This window comes from Paenibacillus sp. NPDC058177, from assembly GCF_042883835.1.
In the GTDB taxonomy this organism is placed as follows: domain Bacteria; phylum Bacillota; class Bacilli; order Paenibacillales; family Paenibacillaceae; genus Paenibacillus_AQ; species Paenibacillus_AQ agri.
The window spans coordinates 254,616-277,261 of sequence record NZ_JBHVVB010000004.1; the positions used below are offsets into that span (position 1 = coordinate 254,616).

At 51.4% G+C, this 22,646-nt stretch carries 18 protein-coding genes and 1 riboswitch; of the genes, 12 read left to right on the plus strand and 6 right to left on the minus strand.

All coding sequences use genetic code 11. The features are described 5' to 3' along the window. Positions 1–44 precede the first annotated feature (44 nt). Together ACFVU8_RS18340 and ACFVU8_RS18345 are read right to left on the minus strand one after the other, a co-directional pair. Positions 45–1,901 (minus strand): flagellar assembly protein A, encoded by a 1,857-nt coding sequence (locus tag ACFVU8_RS18340; protein WP_387429130.1) that lies wholly within the window; start codon positions 1,899–1,901, stop codon positions 45–47. Positions 1,902–2,004: 103 nt separating this feature from the next. Beyond that, a riboswitch (cyclic di-GMP riboswitch) is annotated at positions 2,005–2,096 on the minus strand. A gap of 311 nt (positions 2,097–2,407) precedes the next feature. Next, positions 2,408–3,508 (minus strand): FUSC family protein, encoded by a 1,101-nt coding sequence (locus ACFVU8_RS18345; RefSeq protein ID WP_175370804.1) that lies wholly within the window; start codon positions 3,506–3,508, stop codon positions 2,408–2,410. A 293-nt stretch (positions 3,509–3,801) separates the two neighbouring features. Between ACFVU8_RS18345 and ACFVU8_RS18350 the strand changes: the two genes are divergently transcribed. From ACFVU8_RS18350 to ACFVU8_RS18365, 4 genes are read left to right on the plus strand one after another with little or no spacing between them, the layout of a single operon-like run. Next, on the plus strand, positions 3,802–4,926 hold the full coding sequence (locus ACFVU8_RS18350) for an ABC transporter ATP-binding protein (protein ID WP_175370803.1): 1,125 nt from the start codon (positions 3,802–3,804) through the stop codon (positions 4,924–4,926). Next, on the plus strand, positions 4,916–5,722 hold the full coding sequence (locus ACFVU8_RS18355) for an ABC transporter permease (RefSeq protein WP_066378370.1): 807 nt from the start codon (positions 4,916–4,918) through the stop codon (positions 5,720–5,722). The genes ACFVU8_RS18350 and ACFVU8_RS18355 overlap by 11 nt, the downstream gene beginning before the upstream one ends. Beyond that, complete coding sequence (locus ACFVU8_RS18360; protein WP_387429133.1) at positions 5,719–6,546, plus strand: ABC transporter permease; 828 nt, start codon at positions 5,719–5,721, stop codon at positions 6,544–6,546. Before ACFVU8_RS18355 ends, ACFVU8_RS18360 begins: the two co-directional genes overlap by 4 nt. Then, positions 6,543–7,616 (plus strand): ABC transporter substrate-binding protein, encoded by a 1,074-nt coding sequence (locus tag ACFVU8_RS18365; RefSeq protein ID WP_387429136.1) that lies wholly within the window; start codon positions 6,543–6,545, stop codon positions 7,614–7,616. Before ACFVU8_RS18360 ends, ACFVU8_RS18365 begins: the two co-directional genes overlap by 4 nt. Before the next feature lie 734 nt (positions 7,617–8,350). Here ACFVU8_RS18365 and ACFVU8_RS18370 read toward each other — a convergent pair. From ACFVU8_RS18370 to ACFVU8_RS18385, 4 genes are all read right to left on the minus strand, one after another. After that, the gene (locus ACFVU8_RS18370; RefSeq protein WP_387429139.1) at positions 8,351–8,992 is read right to left on the minus strand and encodes a DUF559 domain-containing protein; all 642 of its coding nucleotides are present in this window, start codon (positions 8,990–8,992) and stop codon (positions 8,351–8,353) included. 397 nt (positions 8,993–9,389) lie between these two features. Continuing rightward, on the minus strand, positions 9,390–10,211 hold the full coding sequence (locus ACFVU8_RS18375; protein ID WP_175370799.1) for a class I SAM-dependent methyltransferase: 822 nt from the start codon (positions 10,209–10,211) through the stop codon (positions 9,390–9,392). Between the two features lie 438 nt (positions 10,212–10,649). Next, entirely contained in the window at positions 10,650–11,501 is an 852-nt protein-coding gene (locus ACFVU8_RS18380; protein WP_387429142.1) for a 1,4-dihydroxy-6-naphtoate synthase, read from the minus strand. After that, entirely contained in the window at positions 11,501–12,181 is a 681-nt protein-coding gene (locus tag ACFVU8_RS18385; RefSeq protein ID WP_387429145.1) for a futalosine hydrolase, read from the minus strand. The genes ACFVU8_RS18380 and ACFVU8_RS18385 overlap by 1 nt, the downstream gene beginning before the upstream one ends. A 370-nt stretch (positions 12,182–12,551) precedes the next feature. On the opposite strand from ACFVU8_RS18385, the gene ACFVU8_RS18390 reads away from it, so the two are divergent. From ACFVU8_RS18390 to mprF, 8 genes are all read left to right on the plus strand, one after another. Continuing rightward, a complete protein-coding gene (locus ACFVU8_RS18390; RefSeq protein ID WP_083205492.1) occupies positions 12,552–13,025 on the plus strand; it encodes a MarR family winged helix-turn-helix transcriptional regulator in 474 nt (157 codons plus the stop codon). Positions 13,026–13,180: 155 nt separating this feature from the next. Then, complete coding sequence (locus ACFVU8_RS18395; protein WP_175370795.1) at positions 13,181–13,582, plus strand: DoxX family protein; 402 nt, start codon at positions 13,181–13,183, stop codon at positions 13,580–13,582. A 17-nt stretch (positions 13,583–13,599) separates the two neighbouring features. Continuing rightward, positions 13,600–14,550 carry a ring-cleaving dioxygenase gene (locus ACFVU8_RS18400; RefSeq protein WP_387429148.1) on the plus strand — a complete coding sequence of 317 codons (951 nt, stop codon included), beginning with the start codon at positions 13,600–13,602 and terminating at the stop codon, positions 14,548–14,550. Beyond that, entirely contained in the window at positions 14,547–15,155 is a 609-nt protein-coding gene (locus ACFVU8_RS18405; protein WP_387429151.1) for an alpha/beta hydrolase, read from the plus strand. Before ACFVU8_RS18400 ends, ACFVU8_RS18405 begins: the two co-directional genes overlap by 4 nt. 155 nt (positions 15,156–15,310) lie before the next feature. Continuing rightward, a complete protein-coding gene (locus tag ACFVU8_RS18410; RefSeq protein WP_387429154.1) occupies positions 15,311–15,874 on the plus strand; it encodes a glycerol-3-phosphate responsive antiterminator in 564 nt (187 codons plus the stop codon). Positions 15,875–15,889: 15 nt separating this feature from the next. Beyond that, entirely contained in the window at positions 15,890–17,383 is a 1,494-nt protein-coding gene (gene glpK, locus ACFVU8_RS18415) for a glycerol kinase GlpK (protein ID WP_387429157.1), read from the plus strand. A gap of 232 nt (positions 17,384–17,615) precedes the next feature. Further along, complete coding sequence (locus ACFVU8_RS18420) at positions 17,616–19,277, plus strand: glycerol-3-phosphate dehydrogenase/oxidase (protein WP_387429160.1); 1,662 nt, start codon at positions 17,616–17,618, stop codon at positions 19,275–19,277. A 592-nt stretch (positions 19,278–19,869) separates the two neighbouring features. After that, positions 19,870–22,521 (plus strand): bifunctional lysylphosphatidylglycerol flippase/synthetase MprF, encoded by a 2,652-nt coding sequence (gene mprF, locus ACFVU8_RS18425; protein ID WP_387429163.1) that lies wholly within the window; start codon positions 19,870–19,872, stop codon positions 22,519–22,521. Positions 22,522–22,646 lie beyond the last annotated feature (125 nt).

Below are 22,646 nucleotides of genomic sequence, written 5' to 3' on the forward strand. Positions count from 1 at the left end.
AGGAGGCCCTTGCTGGTAATACCGCGAGGGACCTCCTTTTTAATTTATTGTCGGCGCTGCAGCGTCTGTGGAGTGATCACGGCGTTCTCCAGCGACCCGGTAACCTCTTCGGAGTAGCCGCCAACACTGATCGTGCCACCGCTCATTTTGTGTAGAACAAGTCTCTTTCCGGCCTTCAAGGTGGACTTGTCTTCACTTGTTCCTCCAACCGTCTGCGCGGTGATGGCACCTTTCGCTTCCAGATTGGAGTCTTCGCAGACTGCATCTCTGCTTGTGTAGGCAATATCTCCAGCGGACAGCAGCTCACTTTTCCGGGTACCTTCTCCGTAAAGGGTGATGTTGCCGCCAGATTGAATGATGCTGCTATTGCTATAGGGAAGATCAATCCGGACTTTAGTCTCCTGCATAACAACAATGCCCCTGTACATATCCTTAAGCAGCTTCAGGAAGGATTCCACAAGCGCATCATTCAACAACCCGATAAACTGATCTGGCTGTAAAAAGACCTCCAGCAAGCGTTTCAACTGTTTCGTATCCTGTGGGTAGGTATGCTTGATATCGGAGAGAACGTTCAGAAGCTCGGGGATCAGAATCGCAAATCGTTTATATTTGGTATCGAGCAGAAGCTGAATGACCTGGCCGTAATTGACAGGCTGCTGGCGGTTGGCTAGCTTTTGGGACAATACCTTAGCCGCTTTCCGTAGCAGAATGCCTTCCTCCATGATCTGTTTGGAAAGATGATAGAGCCGGTTGTTGAATACGCCATGATATCCCGAATACAGCTTGCTCTCCGTCACATCGCCCCGAATCCAAATACTTCCGGTTGCCACGATGGTCGCATTCTTCACACTTCCGTAAATATAGACATTTCCAATCGCTTCAATAATCATCTGCTCTTCCACATCGCCGTGAACAGCAACGTCCCCCGCGAATACGATATGCCCGGTCTCAGCATTGACATTCCCCAGGACCCTGTGCGCTGCAGCAATATCAAAGGTAGAGCCCTTCACTCCTGTCAGGCGGGGTCTTCCGGTACGAAGCGCCATGACCTTCACTCCAGACACAAGCTGTGTATGTTCCTTGGCGGTAAGTCGGATATCTTCAGGTGGCGTAGCAGGAAGCAGATGTCCGTACACATCATATCCGGGTACCCCTTCGATGGATGGATGCTTGATGGCTATGATGTCACCCTCCTGAACTTCGGGGATGTCCGGGTAATTCTGCCCTTCCTGTCCGCTCACGTTTCGATGAAAGATTTCGGCTGTTAGGGCTTCCTCGGAGAAAGGAATTTCGATTCGTGCATTGGTCGCGGGTTTGGGCGCAGTGCCTTCCGCTACACGGACTGGCCGTCCGGTGGGGCGGTTCAATTCCTCGTAGATTGCGGGAATATTGAGGTTCTGTGAGATGGATCTTTTATCAAAATCAGCCAGGACCTGCTCGATGCGAAGTGTAGACAGCAGGGCTTTCTTGTCCTGCTCCGCACTGACAGCGATGTTGTTCGTGGCTGCACAGTTCTTCAGGCGCCAAGCGTACTGTTCTACCCGCCGCACGGTAAGGAAGGCAGACAGCTTGTCTTCGGAGACTGTAATCTCGTACGGGGCTGATTCTTCAATCTCCCATTCCAGGCGGTCGGATGACAATACTTCTGTAGGGGTAGTAATGATCTGCCGGTTCTTCCTAAGGACTACGGGAGACACGGGAGAGACGACAGCAGGTTTGCCGCCAGATAAGGGTGAGGTGATGAAAAATTGATTGTTTTGAATAATGATGATGCCATTCTTATTGTTGGTGTCGTCCGATGGTAGAGATTGCGTAGCATCATTCAAGATGGATTCAGAGGGATCTATCGGCAAAGGCCGGGTAAGTTCTTTTACGTCATTTCGATCAGGGCGGTGCGTCATTCTGTTACCTCGCTTCTTTGTATAATCAAAGGCATCTGTACATAGAGAGTACCGTCATTCCGGTACGATAATCCGCTAGGAATATCCGCCATGCAGGCGTCTAATTGGCAGCCTGGCAACCATAAATGCAGCTTGTGCATTCTTAGGCCCATTGCTTTGCGTCCTACCCTTTCGAATAGTTTGCCTTTAAAAATGGATCAATGATGTATACTCAGCATCAGGCACTTTAATCGACTAAAATCGACAAAAAAAGAAGGCGCCGGTACGTCGTATATTTAAAATGTCGGCATTAAATCCTTTTAATTTTAGTGCTAAAGTAACGAATTGACAATAGGGAATAAATAATTTCACCCAGACCATTCACATGTAAAAGAGAGGCGTCTAAGCCGGATGGCCCGGGACGTCTCTCACAGGATCACATAATCCGTAGAAAGTGGCTATATATTCCACATTTCCTTAATTATAACGTGTAAGATGGTTTTAGTAAAATAAAAGGACTCTCCGCTTTATAACTTGTGGGAGAGTCCTTTTTTCATGTAATGAATTCCTTGGGCGATGTCTCGCTTAGCCTCGTGCGGTACCGCCGAACAGGTGGCATATTCCGCCCGTTCCACCTCATCCAGCACCCGGTTCAGGTGCGAGAAGACTGCACCAAGATCGCGCATAGCTGTCAGAGGGCAATGGCTCTGAAGCTGGGAGAAGCAAGAGAGCTGCAATTCCCGCGCATGATGCAGGGCATCCGGGAGAGAACGGGGGCGTTCGGTATCCGACAGGGTTTCTGTTCCGTACAATGCGATGCAATCGGCAGTGGCTTCCAGAGAACCGGCCATCCCTTCTGCGGCTGCATAATGCGGTGGCAGCAGGGCGATCTCATCTATAATTTCCTTCACGTAGGCATGAACAGTTTTAAGATGAGAAGTAACTGTACTAAGCCTGTTCAATTCATTTCGGCATTGGTAATGCGATAGCGTGTAATGAATTTCTTTCTGCTTCTTGCCGCTTCGCTTCAGCAGTTCACCGGCTTGTTTCGATACCGCATTGCTCTTCTCCGTACTTTGTTCACCAGCGGCAAGACCTCTCAGTGCTTCTGCCAGCAGTTGGCTTCCTTCAAGTGCCAAGGCTTTTACCTTGACGAAGCCCTTCGGCGGAACGATAATCATATTGATAAGAATGGCGATCAGCACTCCGATGAAGGTCTCGGTTATTCTGGAGACTACATAATCGTTTTGATAGAAGGAAAGGGCCATAACAGAGGTGACGCCTACTTGGGTCACGGCCTGAATATTCACGCGGCAGGCGGTGGCGATGCCAATGCCGATGAGCAGCATAAGCAGGATGGAGAGTCCGCTTATGTTAAAGAACTTGCCGACGATCAGAGCGACGATCCCGCCAAGAATGATGCCCAAGAGGCGGTAGATTCCTTTTTCTACAGAGCCCTTAACCGTACCTTGGGTAATCAGAATGGCAGCTAGCGGAGCAAAGTACAAATAGTGATTACTATAAAGACTGTGCACCACCACCCAGGAGAGCGAAGCGGCCAGCGTAATTCGTATCATATATAGGGAAAAACCAAATTTCTCAAGGCGGTCAAATAACCCCTCGTTCATGTGCTTCATCTTCTTTCGCAAAAATAAGAAAACATTAATTTATCTTTCATCCGTTTTCATTATATCACCTCATTTTTGATGAAAATCCTTATAAGTTTTACGAAGTTGTTAAGTTTCTGGGGGATGTTAACAATCTAAGTTATCGCATAAGATGAAGCAATCTATTATGCTATACCTATATGAGGTGTCGAACGAAAGGAGGAATTGTCGCTTATCCGCACTGGGCATGCCGATATCGATTGTTCCCCGCAGGAAGCGGGTAAAATAGGATTGTATTACTAAAGGCAGGGAGGTTGTTAGCTATAGCTACCCAGGAAGGTACTATTATTTCTTTTGACAAGGTAACGAAGCAATACGACGATGAAGAGGCTGTACTTAAAGAGGTCAGCTTTGAGATTGAACGGGGTAAATTCTATACATTACTGGGCCCGTCCGGTTGCGGTAAAACGACGATTCTCCGGCTGATTGCCGGATTCGCTGAACCGACAGGCGGCTCGATTATTTTGAACGGAAAAGTGATTAACCACATTCCCGCCAACGAGCGGCAGGTCAATACGGTTTTTCAGGACTACGCTTTGTTTCCACACCTGAACGTATTTGAGAATGTGGCTTTCGGCTTGCGTATCAAGAAGCTTAAGAAGGATGTCATCACGCAAAAGGTGCAGGAGGCGCTGCGCTTCGTGAACCTCGCCGGTTACGATCAGCGGGCCATTACAGAAATGTCCGGCGGACAGCGTCAGCGTGTAGCCATCGCCCGGGCCATCGTCAACGAGCCGCAGGTCCTGCTGCTGGACGAGCCTTTGTCGGCGTTGGATTTGAAGCTGCGGACAGAGATGCAGTACATTTTGCGGGAGATGCAACAGCGGCTGGGAATCACTTTTATCTTCGTCACGCATGATCAGGAAGAAGCACTGGCGATGTCTGACTGGATCTTTGTGATGAATAAGGGCAAAATCGAGCAGAGCGGCACGCCTCACGATATTTATGATGAGCCGATCAACCGTTTTGTGGCTGACTTTATTGGAGAATCGAACATTGTGCCGGGTGTCATGATCGAAGATAATCTGGTGGAGTTCAACGGACGTCGCTTCGAATGCGTCGATGCCGGGCTGCGCCCGAATGAAGGTGTGGAGATTGTGATTCGTCCGGAGGATCTGGAAATCACTGCATTAGAACAAGGGAAGCTGCGTGTGCGCGTCGATTCCCAGCTGTTCCGGGGTGTGCATTATGAGATCAGCTGTTATGACGAGTCCGGACATGAATGGTTAGTCCATTCTACACGTCAAGCTACTGTCGGCAGTGAAATCGGGCTTTATTTCGATCCTGAAGCGATTCATGTTATGCGGTTCGGGGAAACGGAGGAAGAGTTCGACAGACGTCTGGAAGCTTACGGCGAGGTGGAGAGCCATGAACAATAAGGGCCGGTCGTTCTATCTCATCCCTTATTATTTGTGGATTGCCTTGTTCGTTATCGCTCCGGTGTTTCTGGTCATCTACTATTCCCTGTTTGATCTGGACGGCCATTTGACGCTGGACAATTACGTGAACTTCTTTACGCCTGTCTATTTGAAAATGACGCTGACCTCCTTCTGGTACGCGTTTCTGATCACAATATTCTCGCTCCTGGTCGCCTATCCGGCGGCTTATCTGCTGACGAGAACGAAGCATAAGCAGCTTTGGCTGCTGCTGATTATTTTGCCGACCTGGATTAATCTGCTGCTGAAAACTTATGCATTCATCGGAATCTTCGGCACCTTTGGACCGATCAATAACCTGTTCGATGTGCTTGGGATTGGTGAGCAGCAGATTTTGTTCACGGGCTTCAGCTTTGTGTTCGTGTCGGTCTACATCTTTATTCCGTTCATGATTCTGCCGATCTTCAGTGCGCTGGAGGAACTCAATCTGTCCCTGCTCGATGCCGCGCGTGATCTGGGGGCATCGGGTTGGACAACCTTCCGTAGGGTGGTTTTTCCACTGACGATTTCAGGTGTGCGTTCCGGCTGTATGGCAGTATTCATTCCGGCACTATCTCTGTTTATGATCACAAGGCTTATTGCAGGTAGCCGGGTCATTACGCTCGGGACGGCGATTGAACAGCACTTTTTGGTTACACAGGATTGGGGCATGGGCTCCACAGTAGCCGTATTTCTGATTGCGATTATGGCGCTGTTCATGATTCTGTGGGGCGGCGCACGGAAAGGGGTGCAGAGATGAGGAAAAGAAACGGATTCTCCAATCTGTATCTCGTTTTAGTGTTTGCTGTGCTGTACGCACCGATTGTGTATCTGATGTACTACTCGTTCAACAGCGGGGGTACGATGCACAAGTTTGAAGGCTTTACCCTGGAATATTACCGCGAAGTGATTCAGGATAGCCGGCTGATCATTATCGTAATCAATACGCTGGTCATTGCGCTGCTGTCTTCGGCGATTGCTACGGTGATCGCGACCATTGGTGCGCTGGCGATCCATCGGGTCCGCAGCCGCCGGGCTAAGAACTCCTTATTGTCGCTGAACAATGTGCTCATCGTCAGTCCAGACGTTATCATCGGGGCCTCGTTCCTGATTCTGTTCACGATTGTGGGGATCAAGCTGGGCTTCATGTCTGTACTGCTCTCGCATGTGGCCTTCAGTATCCCGATCGCGGTGCTGATGATTCTGCCGCATCTGCAAGAAATGAGTCCTACACTGACCGATGCGGCCCGCGATTTGGGTGCCAGCCGCCGGGATGTGCTGACGAAGGTCATTCTGCCAATTATCAAGCCGGGTATTTTCAGCGGATTCTTCATGGCGCTAACATACTCGCTCGATGACTTTGCGGTCACCTTCTTCGTGACCGGTAACGGATACTCCACCTTGTCGGTCGAGATTTATTCCAGAGCGAGACAGGGTGTATCACTGTCCATAAATGCGCTCTCGACCCTGATTTTCCTCTTCACCATTGTGCTGGTGGTCGGTTATTACTTCCTGACAACTCGCAAGAACCGCACAGCTACTCCGGTTGCAGAATCGGTAGCAGAAGCGGGGGTGCCTAGATGAAACAACTGGTTAATGCTTTTCTGGCGATAGTCATCGTCGCTTTTGGCCTGATGTATCTGGGGTCATGGATGAACACCAACCAGGGCTATACGGGAAAAAACACGCTGACCATCTACAACTGGGGCGATTATGTTGATCCCGCCATGCTGAAGGAGTTCGAGAAAGAGACCGGAATTACGGTCATTTACCAGACCTTTGATTCTAACGAAGCGATGCTGACCAAGGTAGAGCAGGGCGGAACGACCTTTGATGTCGTGATTCCTTCGGATTATGCTATCTCGAAAATGAAGGAAGAGAACCTGCTGATTCCATTGGATCACAGTAAAATTCCGAATCTCGCCAACATCGATCCACGGTTCATGAACCTGCCGTTTGATCCTGATAATCTTTATTCGGTTCCCTATTTCTGGGGTACGGTCGGGATCATCTTCAACCCGGAGATGACGAAGGGTATTGATTTCAGCAGTTGGGATTCCCTGTGGGACAGCCGACTGAAGAATAATATTTTCCTCGTGGATGGGGCGCGTGAGGTCATGGGCATGGCGCTGAACAGCCTGCATTACTCTGTCAACGATACCAACGAAGAACATTTGCAGCAGGCTCTGAGTAAGCTTAATAAGCTGTCGCCCAACGTAAAGGCAATTGTGGGTGACGAGATCAAGATGCTGCTGGCAAATGAGGAAGCTGCGGTAGGCATCGTCTGGTCTGGCGACGCTTCGGAGATTATGGGTGATAACGACAAGCTCGACTATGTCGTGCCGAAAGAAGGGTCGAACAAATGGTTCGACAACATGGTCATTCCGCGTACGGCGAAGAACGTGGAAGGTGCGCATAAGTTCATCAACTTCATGCTGCGTCCCGATGTAGCAGCGAAAAATACTGAATACGTGGGTTACTCCACACCGAACGCTCAGGCTCTAAAGCTTCTGCCGCCGGATATTTCGGAGGACACCCGCTTCTACCCGTCGTCCGATATTACAGACCACCTGGAGGTCTACGACAACCTGGGCAAAAAAATGCTCGCCCACTACAACGAGCTGTTCCTGATGTTCAAGATGAACAAGAAATAATTAGCCCCCTATACGGGGATGGTGGATAAGAAATAATCGGCTGTCCCTCTACGGGGATGGTGGACAAGAAATAAATGGCCATCCTCTTACAAGAGGCTGATGGACAAAGAGAAGCGCCCAACTGCGGAGTATCGCGGTCTGGGCGCTTTTTGGAATGGGGAGCAGGGTTGAAAAGTTTGGTTGTAGCCAGCAGGTCAGGCCATTTAAATATAGCTATCAACCCATTACTTGTAGTTCCATTAGCCTGAGGTTAAAGGGTGGCTCCGGTTGGTTAGCCTACCGTATAGGAGGAAGGTGGAGTAGAGGGGGAATGGAGCGTTAGAAGAAGCAAAGGGTGTAGTGAAGCGTAGTGGGAAGGGAGGTAGTGAGGGGAAAAGGAGGTGATAGAAGGGGAGATGGAGGAGGATGTGGGCGAAATGAGGATGGGCAATTGAATAACAGGAATTTCTCCAGTTAATATCATCGATAAGCCCGAAACCTTCGGAATAACTGGAAAAACTCCCGTTATTTCAATGGAAAATGCCCAAGACAAAGTTATTTGGCTGAATTAACAGGAGTTTTTCCAGTTGTTATCATGCGGACACGTATAAACATTAGAATAACAGGAGTTTTTCCTGTTATCAGTAAGTTAGAGAACCGCTATACCCAATCAGTAAGCTGGTGAATTCACTAAACCCACCTAGATTAGATTGAGAATCACCAGTGGCAGAGAATTACTCATTAGTTACTTAAATTTAACTCAAGTAATCGATCATTCCACGGGCTAACTCGTAACGCATTACCCGTTGTTGATCATCTCCCCGAACGGGGAGCAAATAACCTTTATTACACAAAGTGCGTAGGTGTCTGACAGCTGTTTTGTGATCTACTTCCAAATGAATCTCAATATCCTTTGGGCGCAGTCCCCGGGGCATTCCTAGAGCCAGTCGAACGATTTCTTTTTCTGCAAGCGTTATGCGGGAGATGGGTGCCGGAGATGACTGATACCTGCTCAGTACCATACGTAGCAGCGTGACGCATAGGTCGGGCCGTTGCTCCACATCGTCATAAGCAAATGAAATCACCTGGTAACCCATAGCGCAAAGAAAGGTTTCCCGATTCAGTTCGTTACAGTACTTCTGGCGATCCATGTCGCGGACATGGGAAGCAAAACCTTTGATTTCAATTAATAGTTTGAGATAGCCCGGCAGCCATACAAAATCAGCAAAATAAGATCTGCCCCGCCAATCAGCGACTTCATACTCCGGATGCAAGTCGTTTAAGTCACCACGTACCGGCCACCAGACATTGTGCAGGAACAGGGATTCGGCGTGACGATGCCCCCTTTCCAGTCTGGAGAGCCGTTCTCCGGTTCTACTTGCAAGATGTTTTGCCATGAATGATGCGTGCGCTTCCTCAAATCCCACCACTCTCACCCTTTCATAAACATAAAAAAACGCCCCGAAGCCCCTTGGGTAAGGGGATCGGGACGTTCTTCGTCTCTTACTGGTCAGTATAGGGTAAATTCGGGTTTTTGACCAGTCTAGTTAGTATGCATTTTTGGCGGCTCATAACCATAATCAGCGATCGGTGGTCGATGGTTAATGGTTGATAATTGATGCTTGGTGCTTGGTGCTTGGTGCTTGGTGCTTGGTGCTAGATGTCTTATGAATAAAAGCACTGCGGGCTCAGAGATCCTACGATTGCTGGTTAAGCCTGATTTACTATTTGAAACAATGGATATACCTTGATACCTTTTATTTCCGGCTTTAAGGTCGAACACACTAACGGGTCTTATTTAACTCCGAGTCGCATCCGGTAGCTGATTAGCACATCTAGAGTCTTGCCTTGAAAATGCTGCTCTACCGCGGTCTGGAATTCGGTGATACTGCCGTCAAGATCCTTGGAGCCAAGCTTCCACACGGTTTGGATGGCTCCCTGGCTGAGGGCCAGGCCGATATATCGTGCTGCATCACAGGTCTCCGTATGGTGAAATACGATTTCACGGGCGAAGGAGAACAATCCGCTGTCCTTGATTCTGTCCAGGTGGCTGTCCTTATCCCACTTGTGCGCTCTTTCTGATGCCGGCACCAACGTGTCCAAGATCTCATTTGCCTTGTCAATTAGGTTGTTATATAGAATCTCGACATTCGCTTGCAGGGCCAGCGGCCAATCGCAGTCATACGCGGCGAAGACGCCTCCGTCCCGCAGGACACGGGAGATTTCCTGGAGTGTGCTCACAGGCTCCATCCAGTGAAAAGACTGCGAGCAGGTAACGATGTCTACACTGCCTGTTGCCAACGGTAATTGGTTGGAATAACCTTGGGCAAAAGAGATTGCTGCGGCATCTGACATTTCTGCGAGCTTCTGCTGTGCCTTGCCCAACATATCAGGATTGGGTTCGATGCCATGAACTGCATCAGCTGCATGGTTCCAGATGAAGGTGGACAATCCGGTGCCGCAACCAATATCTGCGACAAGGGCAGGTCGGTGTCCGAGGTAAGTGGTGAGCAGTTCAGACACTATCTGTGGGGCCTCTGGGCGGTAACGATCATAGTCCTCCTGAAAGCCAAGAAAACGGTCGATATTCGGTTTGCTGTTTCCGGCAGGAATCATACGGTTCTCCTCCTTGGGGTTGAATGGGTTCATCCATTCTTGATTCTATAGTTACTATACACCCTCCTGATCCAACGTGGCTCTAAGAATAGCGGTTTCATTTCGCAAGGTCACATTATCAGATGGCTTAAATATAAAGAATCCCCGGCGCCAAATGGCATGACCGGAGATGGTATGGTTTGTAGAGGCAGGTCCCGTAGTTTCCATGTGTTACCGGAGCAGTTCCGGAACTACACGGAGGGAGACCCCGTAGGTTTCGTTATTTAGAGAGCAACTCCGTGAACTAATTGGTGTACAGGGTTCGCCGTAGGTTTACGGTGTTACCGGAGTAACTCCGTAAACTACATGGTTGTAGAGGGATCACCGTAGGTTCCCAGTGTTACCAGAGTAACTTCAGGAACTATATGGTTGCAAAGGGCTCCCCCGTAGTTCTGGGTGTTACCGGAGCAATTCCGGATCTATTGCCGGAACAAGTCCTTCGTCAGCAGCACGGGTCAATAAAGAGTTGATGGCTTCATAACCGCTATCGCCAAGGTTCATGCTAAATTCGTTGACATAGAGATCGATATGCGACTTTGCCACTTCCGGGGATAGCTCCTGGGCATGACTTAGCACGTAGTCGCGGGAGTCCGTCGGATGATCCCAGGCATATTGCAGGGAACTGCGAATCCATCCCGAGATGGCTTCGGCATCCAGATCGCGGCGGGCGATAATGGCTCCAAGCGGGATCGGTAGTCCGGTATCTTCTTCCCACCAGCTGCCGAGATCCGTCAGGAGATTAAGGCCATAGGAAGAGTAAGTGAAGCGGGCTTCGTGAATCACCAGTCCGGCGTCAATTTTCCCATCGCGTACAGCGGGCATGATCTCGTCAAAAGGCATCACGACAATCTCTCCCACACCGCCTGGAACGTTTTGAGCTGCCCACAAGCGGAACAGCAGATAGGCGGTGGAGCGTTCGCTGGGAACAGCGATTCTGCGTCCGGCGAGCCCGGCTGGACGTCGTACTGCCAGCGGGCCGTTTCCGGTCAGTACCAGTGGCCCGCAGCCGCGGCCAAGCGCGCCACCACAGGGCAGCAGCCGGTAGTTCTCCAGCACCCAAGGCAGGGCGGCGTAGGAGATTTTGAGGACTTCTGGTCCAGTGCCGTCGGCAGCAAGCCCGTTCGTAATGTCGATATCGGCGTACATCACATTCAGTGCCGGGGCATCCGCCACCAGCCCATGCGCCCAGGCATGAAATACAAAGGTATCATTTGGACAAGGGGAAAATGCAATATTAAGCTCGTTATTCATTACAGCACCTCCTTTAGGATAGCGGCTGCTGCCGCAAGCGCGTCCATCGCTTCGCCGATGGCCCAAGCTGCCCGGTCGCGGGGACCGACCGGGTTCGAAATCGCGCGGAGCTCCAGCACCGGGAGCCCCAGCGCATGTGCGGCCACGGCGACCCCGTGGCCTTCCATGGCTTCGGCGGCCGCCCCGGGATGGCGCGCCGAAAGAGCGGCGGCCGTCTCTGCCGTGCCGGTCGCCGTAGACACCGTCAGCACAGGTCCTGTGCTGACGGCAAGGCCGGCCGCTGTCAGCGCGGCCGTAAGGGCCTCTACCGTGCCGGAATCACCCGGCACGGTCACGCTGCCGAAGCCAAGCTCGGCAGCACTGCGGAAGCCCTCCGGCGTCTCGGCTCCGAGGTCGGCGGCAATCATCTCGCTGGCAATCACCAGCGAGCCTACCGGGGCCACCCCCGGGAACCCGCCGCCGATCCCGGCGTTGATGACGCAGCCGTAGGAGCCGGCTGCCAGGGCCGCGGCGGTACCCGCCGCAGCGGCAGCGGTGCCCGCGCCCGCAGCCACGACGTGGAACCTGTTGCTGCCCTGCAGCCCGCGCAGGATGGCGTCGCGCTCTGCCGCGACCGCAGTCACAATCAGCACACGCCGCTCAGCCTGCCCCGCGGCATCATTTGGTGTAGCAGATGTCATGAGTAGGCCTCCTTTTAAACGAAAAGTAATATAGTGGTATTTGTTAAGAAATGAAGAGGCTTACATTTTAGATATTCGTAAGACAAAGAATACGCCGTTTTGCGGGCCAGGTCAATTCGGACAAAATTTCCACGGAAGATTGTTGACAATGGCATGGATGAGGCGTATATTTATCTTAAATTAAAGATAATTAATTTAAAGACAATATTCTCTTATTCGAATCCATTTCATAATGCGAATGTCAATCCGAATAGGTACGATATCTCTCTAGTTATACCTAAACCTAAACCATGTACAACTAGATATCGATGATAAGACGCTCATTTATGAAATTGGTTCATTCATAATAAATTACAGGGAGGTGGAGCATATGAGCATTGAACAAGAGCCTTTATCCGGGGCAAGCGGAGCGGAGCAGGAGCGGGATGAAGCGGCTTCCTTGAAATTGTTCGTCGTCTTGTCTAAAGCCTACAAGACCTTAATGGACCTGGCAGTGAAGGATATGAAGAGCCACGGCTTGTCTTCCGCTGAATTTATGATTCTGGAGGTGCTGTATCACAGAACACGTATTCCACTGCAGCAGATCGGTGAGAAGATTCTGGTGACCAGCGGCAGTATTACGTACAATATCGACAAGCTGGAGAACAAGGGCTTGCTGAAGCGTGTGCCGTGCAGCGATGACCGGCGGGTAACCTATGCTGAGATTACAACTGCAGGCCGGGAGCTATTCGACGATATTTTTCCGCTTCACGTCTCTTCCCTGCATCGTCTGATGGGCGGATTGAACACGGAAGAGAAGGAACAGGCAACGGAGCTGCTGAAGAGACTTGGCAAAGGCGTATAGGGCGGCAGTAACTGCGGCCCTTGCCGTAAGGCCAGAAAGCCGGAAAGAATAATGTCAGGAACAGGGAATCTGTTATAAAGAGGAAGCATCAAATTTTTTTACCTAATATCTTAATGTTAAGATAATTAAATCAAAGAGAATGGAGTGGGGTAAAAATGGTTAGCGTAGGCTTATTATTGCTCAGACTGGTGATCGGGATTTCTTTCATCGGGCACGGTAGTCAAAAGCTGTTTGGCTGGTTCGGAGGTTATGGTCCCAAGGGAACCGGAGGTTGGATGGAGTCCATCGGCATGAAGCCTGGTGTAACTATGGCGGTGCTGGCGGGAGTGATGGAACTGGTTGGCGGAGTGCTGTTCACCTTCGGGTTGTTGACTCCGCTCGCTTCGGCACTGATTATTGCCACCATGCTTGGAGCGATTGTGAAGGTGCACGCTCCGAACGGGTTCTGGGCAACGGCTAACGGAATTGAGTTTCCACTCACTTTGCTAGTGGTTGCCGCCGGAGTGGCTCTGACCGGGGCCGGATCGATTTCACTTGACGCACTGTGGTTTAACTAAGAAAGGGGCAGATAATTATGACATTACGAAGCGCAGGCATTCATCATATTACAGCTTTTGTGGGCGACGTGCAGCGGAATGCTGACTTTTATGCCGGTATTCTCGGACTACGCTTGGTGAAGAAAACCATCAATTTCGATGCACCTGAGGTGTATCACCTCTATTTCGGGAACGAAAGCGGGTCGCCCGGTACGATTATTACGTTCTTTCCTTGGTCAATGGGACGTAAGGGGAGAATTGGCGGTGGGCAGGTTGGTGTAACTACTTATGCCGTGCCGACAGGATCGCTGGACTTCTGGGAGCAGCGACTGGCTGCATACCAGATTTCAGTAACCAAAGTCAGCCGGATCTCTGAGTCCTATTTGTCCTTTGCTGACTACGATGGTCTGCGGATTGAGCTTGTGGAGCGTGAAGAGGGTCCTCTTAGCGGCTGGTCCTTTGGTGGTGTTCCTGCTGAGCATGCTATCAAGGGCTTTGGCGGAGCGGTTCTGTACAGCACAGAGCCAGCTAAGACAGCGGATACGCTGTCCCGTACACTGGGCATGGAGATCCTTGCCGAAGGGGACGGTTATCTCCGCTTCAGAGCGGCGGGCGAGCTGGGCAATATTATTGATCTGAAGGCAGAGCCTGTGCCGCATGGCTCGGGAGGCACCGGAACGGTTCACCATATTGCCTGGCGTGCCAGCGATGATGCCGAACAGCTTGCCTGGAGTCGTCTTGTGCAGAGCCACGGCTACCAGCCGACGCCTGTTCAGGACCGTCAGTACTTCAACGCCATTTACTTCCGTGAAGAAGGCGGGATCCTGTTTGAGATCGCAACAGACCCTCCCGGTTTTGCCCGCGATGAGGACCCGGATGCGCTAGGTGAGAAGCTGATGCTCCCTACCTGGTATGAACCACACCGTGCCGCGATTGAAGCTAATTTGCAGCCGTTTGACATTCGAGAGATTGGAGTGAAGTCAAGATGATACACGTATTTCGCAAGGGCACAGATGAGAGTAAGCCAGTAATGGTAATGTTCCACGGAACGGGTGGTGACGAGCAGGATCTGCTGCCACTGGCAGGACTGCTTTCCCCGGGATCGTCCGTGCTTGGCATCCGTGGCAATGTGCTGGAGAACGGAATGCCCCGTTTCTTCCGGCGGTTGTCCGAAGGGGTATTCGACGAAGAAGATCTGATCTTCCGCACGCAGGAGATCAAGCAGTTCCTGGACGAGGCGGCGGTCAAATACGGGTTCTCTGCGGACAAAACGGTTGCCGTTGGTTATTCTAATGGTGCTAACATCGCTGGAAGCTTGCTGTTCCACTACGGGAAGGCTTTCCAGGCTGCAGTACTGCTGCACCCGATGGTACCACTTCGGGGTCTCAAGCTGCCGGATATGAGCGGCCTTCCGGTCTTTATTGGAACTTCAATGAATGATCCGATGGTTCCAGCGCATGAAAGCCGGGAGCTGGAAGAGTTATTGCAAGGCGCAGGTGCAGTTGTGAATACGTATTGGGGCAACCAGGGGCATCGCCTGAATGTGGAAGAAGCGGAAGCGGCCAGAGACTGGCTGAAGCTGCAATTAGTCTGATTGTGTACAGCGACAGAGCAGAAACAGCATATCCATTTGCTAATCCCGGGAGGGGCGATGGATGTGCGTGATCTGCTCTTTTTGCTGTAATAAATGTTATATTGGTAGTAGCGGATAGAGCGACACACACTCATGCTAGGAAAGGGGCAGCGCCCATGTCCATTCAGGGACAGACTGTTTTACCTGCGATCCGAAAGATGAAGCATCTGGAGAAGCTGTTGCAATCCTCTTACGAATATATTGTGCTGCTCGAGAGCCATATCGGGCAACTGAAGGACATTGTTGATCTGGCAAAATCACACCGGAAGAAGCTGCTGCTGCACGTGGATCTGGTTGAAGGACTGAAGAATGATGAAGCTGCGGCAGATTTTCTATGTCAGAGTATCAAGCCTGCCGGCTTGATCTCGACCCGGGCCAATGTGATTCTCAAAGCGCGGCAAAACGGTTTACTGGCCGTTCAGCGGGTATTTCTGCTGGATTCCAGTGCTCTGGATAAAAGCTATGCTCTGTTAGAACGGACACAGCCTGATTATATTGAGGTGCTGCCGGGTGTCATCCCGGGCCTTATCACAGAAGTGAGGGAGCGTACAGGTATTCCGATTTTTGCTGGCGGGCTAATTCGTACTGTGGACGATGTGGAGAAGGCGTTGGCAGCAGGAGCAACCGCCGTGACGACTTCCCAAATGGATCTGTGCCGGCATTACGATAACATAAAATAAACCTGGAGGTGCAGTGTGGATAAAAAGTATATTCTGGCCTTGGACCAAGGCACGACTAGTTCAAGAGCCATTCTATTTGATCGTGAAGGTACGATTATTCATATTGCTCAGCAGGAATTCAAGCAGCATTTCCCACAACCGGGCTGGGTGGAGCATGATGCCAATGAGATCTGGATCTCCATTCTGGCGGTCATTTCGTCATTGTTCACCGAGACCGCTATCTCTCCGGAGGAGGTGGCTGCCATCGGGATCACCAATCAGCGGGAGACGACTGTAGTTTGGGATCGGGCTACGGGGATGCCGGTGTATCATGCAATTGTATGGCAGTCCCGACAAACAACGGAGATTTGTGAGGATCTCAAGGCCCAGGGTCATGATGAAATTTTCAGGCAAAAGACAGGTCTCCGTCTCGACGCATACTTCTCGGGCACGAAGGTGAAGTGGATTCTGGACCATGTTCCGGGGGCGCGGGAGAAGGCGGAACGCGGAGAGTTGTTGTTCGGGACGATGGATACTTGGCTGATCTGGCGGCTGACCGACGGGGGTGCTCATGTTACCGATTACTCCAATGCCTCACGGACCCTGATGTACAACATTCACGAGTTGCAATGGGATGAGGAGCTGCTGGCGCTGCTGAACATTCCGCGCTCCATGCTACCAGAGGTTCGATCATCCTCTGAAGTCTATGGCTATACCAATCGGCAGCATTTCTTCAATGCTGCTGTCCCGATCTCGGGTGCTGCGGGTGACCAGCAGGCCGCATTGTTCGGGCAGACCTGCTTTGAGCAAGGGACCGCGAACAATACTTACGGCACCGGGGCATTTATGCTGATGCATACCGGTGAGCAGGCCATTGCCTCAGGAAATGGCCTGCTCACCACGATTGCCTGGGGATTGAACGGGAAGGTCGAATATGCGCTGGAGGGCAGCATCTTTGTGGCTGGCTCGGCCATTCAGTGGCTTCGTGACGGACTGCGGATGATCAAGAATGCCGGGGTTAGTGAAGAATACGCTTCGCGGGTGAATTCAACAGAAGGTGTCTACGTGGTGCCGGCCTTTGTTGGCCTAGGTACGCCGTATTGGGACAGTGAAGTCAGGGGTGCGGTGTTTGGCCTGACACGGGGCACATCGAAGGAGCATCTGATTCGTGCGACTTTGGAATCGCTGGCTTATCAGACCCGTGATGTACTTGCGGCCATGGAGGAGGACTCCGGGATTTCTCTCAAAAGGCTGCGGGTGGGTGGTGGCGCGGCCCGTAATAACTTCCTGATGCAGTTCCAGAGCGACATGCTGGGTGTAACGGTAGAGCGGCCAGTGATTAGCGAGACTACGGCGCTCGGAGCGGCGTATCTGGCGGGTCTAGCTGTAGGATTCTGGCAGGATCAGAATGAGATCTCTGCATTATGGCAGATTCAGCGTGCCTTCGACAGAACGATGGATGAAGGGGCAGCAGATGCTTTGTACGGCGGATGGAAAAAAGCGGTGCGTGCCGCACAGGCTTTTCACTGAAAAGTCAGCATGGTATACTTACCTCAACAAGTTAATACAATAGGTTGGAGAACTGGAGAAACCACAACAGCCGCTGCGCAAGCTATCGCAGCCGGCATGTTTGTGGTTTTTTTACAAATATAAGAATTTATATGTTTTACATTATAAATTATTCTTATATTTCTCGCTGAAGCGGATACCGTCCCCTTAGAGGACGGCAAAGCCGTTTCTACTTGTATGGGAGGAAATAGACATGGGGACTTTTTCGGCGGGCAAACGAGATCAATATCTGAATCAAATGGCGGAACAGGAATGGGATGTGCTGGTGATCGGCGGGGGCATTACAGGGGCGGGAATTGCTTTGGATGCACAGACCCGCGGCCTGCGGACCGCCCTTTTAGAGATGCAGGATTTTGCCGGGGGCACTTCTAGCCGGTCGACCAAGCTTGTGCATGGTGGACTCCGCTATTTGAAACAGTTGGAGATTGGTGTGGTGGCAGAGGTGGGCAAAGAACGGGCGATTGTGTACGAGAATGGACCTCATGTCACTACACCGGAATGGATGCTGCTGCCGATTTATGAGGGGGGTACCTTCGGGAAAATGTCGACATCCCTTGGACTCCGGGTCTATGACTACTTGGCTGGGGTTAAAAAGGGTGAGCGCCGAACGATGCTGAGCGCTGGGGAGACACTGGGCAAAGAACCGCTGTTGAAGCAACAGGGTCTCAAAGGCGGTGGTTATTATGTGGAGTATCGGACGGACGATGCCCGCTTGACGATTGAAGTGTTAAAGGAGGCTGTGAAGCACGGGGCGCTGGCTGTGAACTACGCCAAGGTGGAACAGTTTATGTATGATAATAAACAGTTGGCGGGTGTAGTAATGATCGATCAGTTCAGCGGACGTTCTTATGAGCTTCGCGCGAAGCATATCATCAATGCTGCTGGACCTTGGGTAGATACACTAAGGGAGAAGGACCATTCCAAAGAGGGCAAAATGCTGCATTTATCCAAGGGCGTTCACCTAGTGTTTGACCAGGGGCGTTTCCCGCTGAAGCAAGCAATTTATTTTGATACCCCTGATGGGCGCATGATGTTCGCGATCCCGCGGGACAACAAAACTTATGTAGGGACGACCGATACGAATTATAAAGGTGATCTGGTAAATCCGCTGGTTACTGAAGCTGACAGGGTGTATATCCTTCAGGCGGCTAATGAGATGTTCCCCGGCATGAAACTGACTGACGGTGATGTGGAATCGAGCTGGGCAGGACTGCGTCCTCTGATACATCAAGAGGGCAAAAGCCCGTCTGAGATTTCCCGCAAGGATGAAATTTTCGTCTCGGCTTCAGGTCTGATCTCTATGGCTGGCGGCAAGCTGACTGGCTACCGCAAAATGGCGGAGACGGTGGTGGATCTGGTCGCAAAGCAACGGAGTGCTGCTGGACTTGCTGCTATTTCTGGATGCCAGACCGGGCACATGCCGATCTCCGGCGGTGATGTTGGGGGATCCATTCAGTATAAGAAGTTTGTGCAAGAACGTATTCCGGAGGGAACGAGGCTGGGACTGTCGCCACATGAAGCGGAGCAACTGGTACGGAGATACGGTTCTAACATTGGCGCGGTCTATACGTTAATTGTGAAGCACGCTCTGAAAGCAGAGAAGGAAGGACTCCCCGCATCCTTGCTGGCTGCTCTTCTGTATTCCATAGAAGAGGAAATGACTCTGAGACCGGTGGACTTTTTTATACGCCGCACAGGTGCGCTTTTCTTCAATATAGCCTGGGTAGAGGCGTGGAAGGATGCTGTAACCACCTATATGGGAAAATATTTCGGATGGACGACAGAATTGACGGCTCAGTATGCCGAAGAATTAAATGAGCGATTGGCCGAAGCGATTCAGGCTGCGGATGCCTAAGCGTGACACTGGTTAACAGAAGAAGCGGCGATTGTAAAACGGTCGATGTTGCCGGAAATCTGAACAAGGGGGCGTAGCTCCAGTTCATTTCAGGACGGAAGCAGGGAGACATTCCTGACTCCGTCCTCTTTTTCTTAGAGTGTGGTAGCAGAAAATACATGGGTTATTTATGCGTTTGGTGGACGTGGTTAGATCTCTTTTCAAATTCGTACTGAAATAAAGTTCTCTCATGCGGCTGCGTAGCTATCAATACCTGTGTTTCCACCATATAGTTGCAGAGGCGTACTTTTTTGGTTACGCTCTTAGTAAACTATGGAAGCAGGCTCGTTTAGGGTGGATGGTAAAGGGGATAGATGATCTAGTTTCTGGTAAAATAAATAAGGCTATATTGCAGGGTATATGCTCTGGATTCAGTCTTATATATTAGAGGTAATGTGATGGTTACAGGTGCTGTTTGTTACATGCCAGCCGGTTTACGTATTGTTATAATGGACAAGTTGAAATTCTCGCACATGAACCGCTGCCCGGACCAAGGACAGTGCGGCAGGTTTTGCCGGCGGAACGTGTGGCAGTAGCAAGGGCAGGTGGATTTATGCATTCAATGAAAGAGGCGCTGGAGCGGTTCAAGATTGTAAGGCTACTGGTATCCATTTACCGGATTCGGGCGGTACGCGCTCTTTTTCCGCTGGCGATTATAGCGCTTGTATATTGGGAAGGACAGCACGAACTGAAGCAGGTTCACCTGGGACGTACGCTTCGCGAGCTGAAGGACGTTCCGGCATCATCTATCTTTCAGATGATGGGGATTGCATTGCTTGCGGTAGCGGTAATGAGTGCTTATGACTATTTGATACGTGCTCATTTCAAGCTGAAGGTAAGTTTATGGAGCACGTTCCGTTATGCATGGATTGCCAATACATTCAATAACCTGATCGGCTTTGCCGGGCTGGCTGGTGTGGGGCTACGGACACTGCTATATAAGAAGAGCGGCGTATCCTCAGCCGTTCTGACACCGGCGATCGTTTTCCTGTCACCGCTTATGATCACGGGACTATCCCTGTTATCCTGGGGCAACATCTTTGGCATTCTACCTGCAGCGGGATTGATGCATGAGCATCGTTGGCTGGTGTTTGCAGTCTGGGGCATGGCGCTGTACCTGCCATTCTTTGTGTTCGTGCAGCGGTCGGCGCTGTACGCGAAATGGATTAACCGTGGCCAGGGACGAACACCGTGGCTCACGGTAGGGAGTTCGGTTGGTGCGTCGTTCCTGGAATGGCTGTTCGCTGGTATTACATTCTGGTCGATTGGCCACCACCTGCTGGGTGGTGTGCATTTTGTGACTATCTTCAGCATTTATACGATTGCAGCCATCGCTGGTATTCTAAGTATGGCTCCCGGCGGGATCGGTGCATTCGACCTTATCGCACTTCTGGGTCTGACCCAAATGGGTTATCAGACCGATCAGGCTATGGCGGTGCTGGTGATCTACCGTTTGTTCTATTATCTGATTCCCTGGCTGATCGGCCTCGTGCTGGCCGCGCTGGAGATTGGGCTGCAGGGCAGAAAAATGCTGGAACGCGCAGCTGTGGGGCTGGAGCCCTCGCTGAATCTGTGGCAGAAAATCTGGCGTTGGCCAGGACAGTACACCTTCCTCAGCGACCTTGGGGTATGGGCGCTAGGCAAACTGGTCTTTGCCAGCGGTCTCATTCTGCTGCTGTCCGCAGCAACGCCGGAACTGCTGTACCGGTTGGAGATCACGGAAAAGCTGCTGTCATTTCCGATCATGCGGCTATCGCATCATTTATCCGTCCTGATCGGCTTTATGCTCATCCTGCTGTCACGGGGCATCTCCCTGCGGATCCGCAGAGCCTATATTTGGACCAGCCTCTCGCTGCTGGGTGGCGCGCTGTTTGCTTTTACCAAAGGTTTTGATTACGAGGAGGCTATCTTCCTGCTGGTAGTCGGGGTGATCCTTTGGATATCCAGAGCCCGGTTCTACCGGGTCAGCGCGCCGGTCAGCCGGCAAAGTACGGCCAGGTGGCTGGCACTGACTTCGGTGATTGCCGTTATCTACTATTTGCTTGGCAGTCATGTGCATCGCGGTTTTATGAAGCATCTTCCGCCAGGCATTCATCCGGAGTGGCTGCAACGACACAGTAATGTTGCCTTTACCGCAGCCAGCGGGCTGATCTTCTCCTGGCTCCTGCTGACGATGTTTGTCACGCTTCGGCCTCACCGTGATTCCGAGGAGCTGTCAGGCCCTCCGGACATGGACCGTCTGACACAGTTTCTGAAGAAGGTGCCTGGCAACTCCCTAACCCATGTGCTGTATCTGGGCGACAAAAGCTTCTATTGGGCACAGGATGGGCAAGTGCTGCTCCCTTATTCTCGGGTGCGAGATAAGCTTGTTGTGCTTGGTGATCCGCTGGGTGCCAAGGAGCTTATTAACAACGCCATCAGTGAGTTCCGGCAGGCGGCGGACAAGTATGGGTTGTCCGTAGTCTTTTATCAGGCTACACCAGCATTCCTGCCGGTATATCATGAGCAGGGCTATCATTTCTTCAAGCTAGGCGAAGAAGCTATGGTATCGTTGGAGACGTTCACTCTCAGTGGCCGTAAGAATGCCGACCTGCGTAGTGTCAACAACCGTTTTGAACGGGAAGGCTACCAGTTTGAAATATCGCAACAGCCGCATTCAGCCGTCCTAATCAAAGAACTGCGCTCGATTTCGGGAGAGTGGCTGGGCGGTCGGACGGAGAAAGGGTATTCGCTCGGCTGGTTCAAGGAAGCCTATCTGCAGCTCGCTCCAATTGCACTCCTGAGACAGGCTTCTGGTGAGGTGGTAGCCTTCGCTACCCTTGTTCCCGGGTATGACGGGGGTACGACACTCTCCATAGATTTGATGCGTCACCGGAAGCAGGCACCGAACGGGACGATGGATTATTTATTCATCCGGTTGATGGAATGGGCCAAGGGTCAGGGCTATCAAAGATTCAATCTTGGTAATGCCCCTCTCTCCAGTGTGGGTCAGAATGCCGGTGCGCTGCGGGAGGAGAAGCTCGCCCGTCTGGTCTTCAAGAAGGGAGGCCATTGGTATGGTTTCTCCGGCCTGCGACGCTACAAGGAGAAGTTCGGTCCAGAGTGGGAACCGCGTTATCTAGCGTATCCGGCTTCCTTGCAACTGCCGATTCTGACCCTGGATCTGGTACGGCTCGTATCCAAGCATCCGGAGGCGGAAGAGTAGGTTGTGCCGGGTGTGAATAACGGGAATGGCGTCTGTTGAATTCCTATTGAGTACCCAATTACGGAGCCTGCATACTATGGCTAGAAGCAAATCACAGCGCCATAAACTATGAGATACACGAAGAC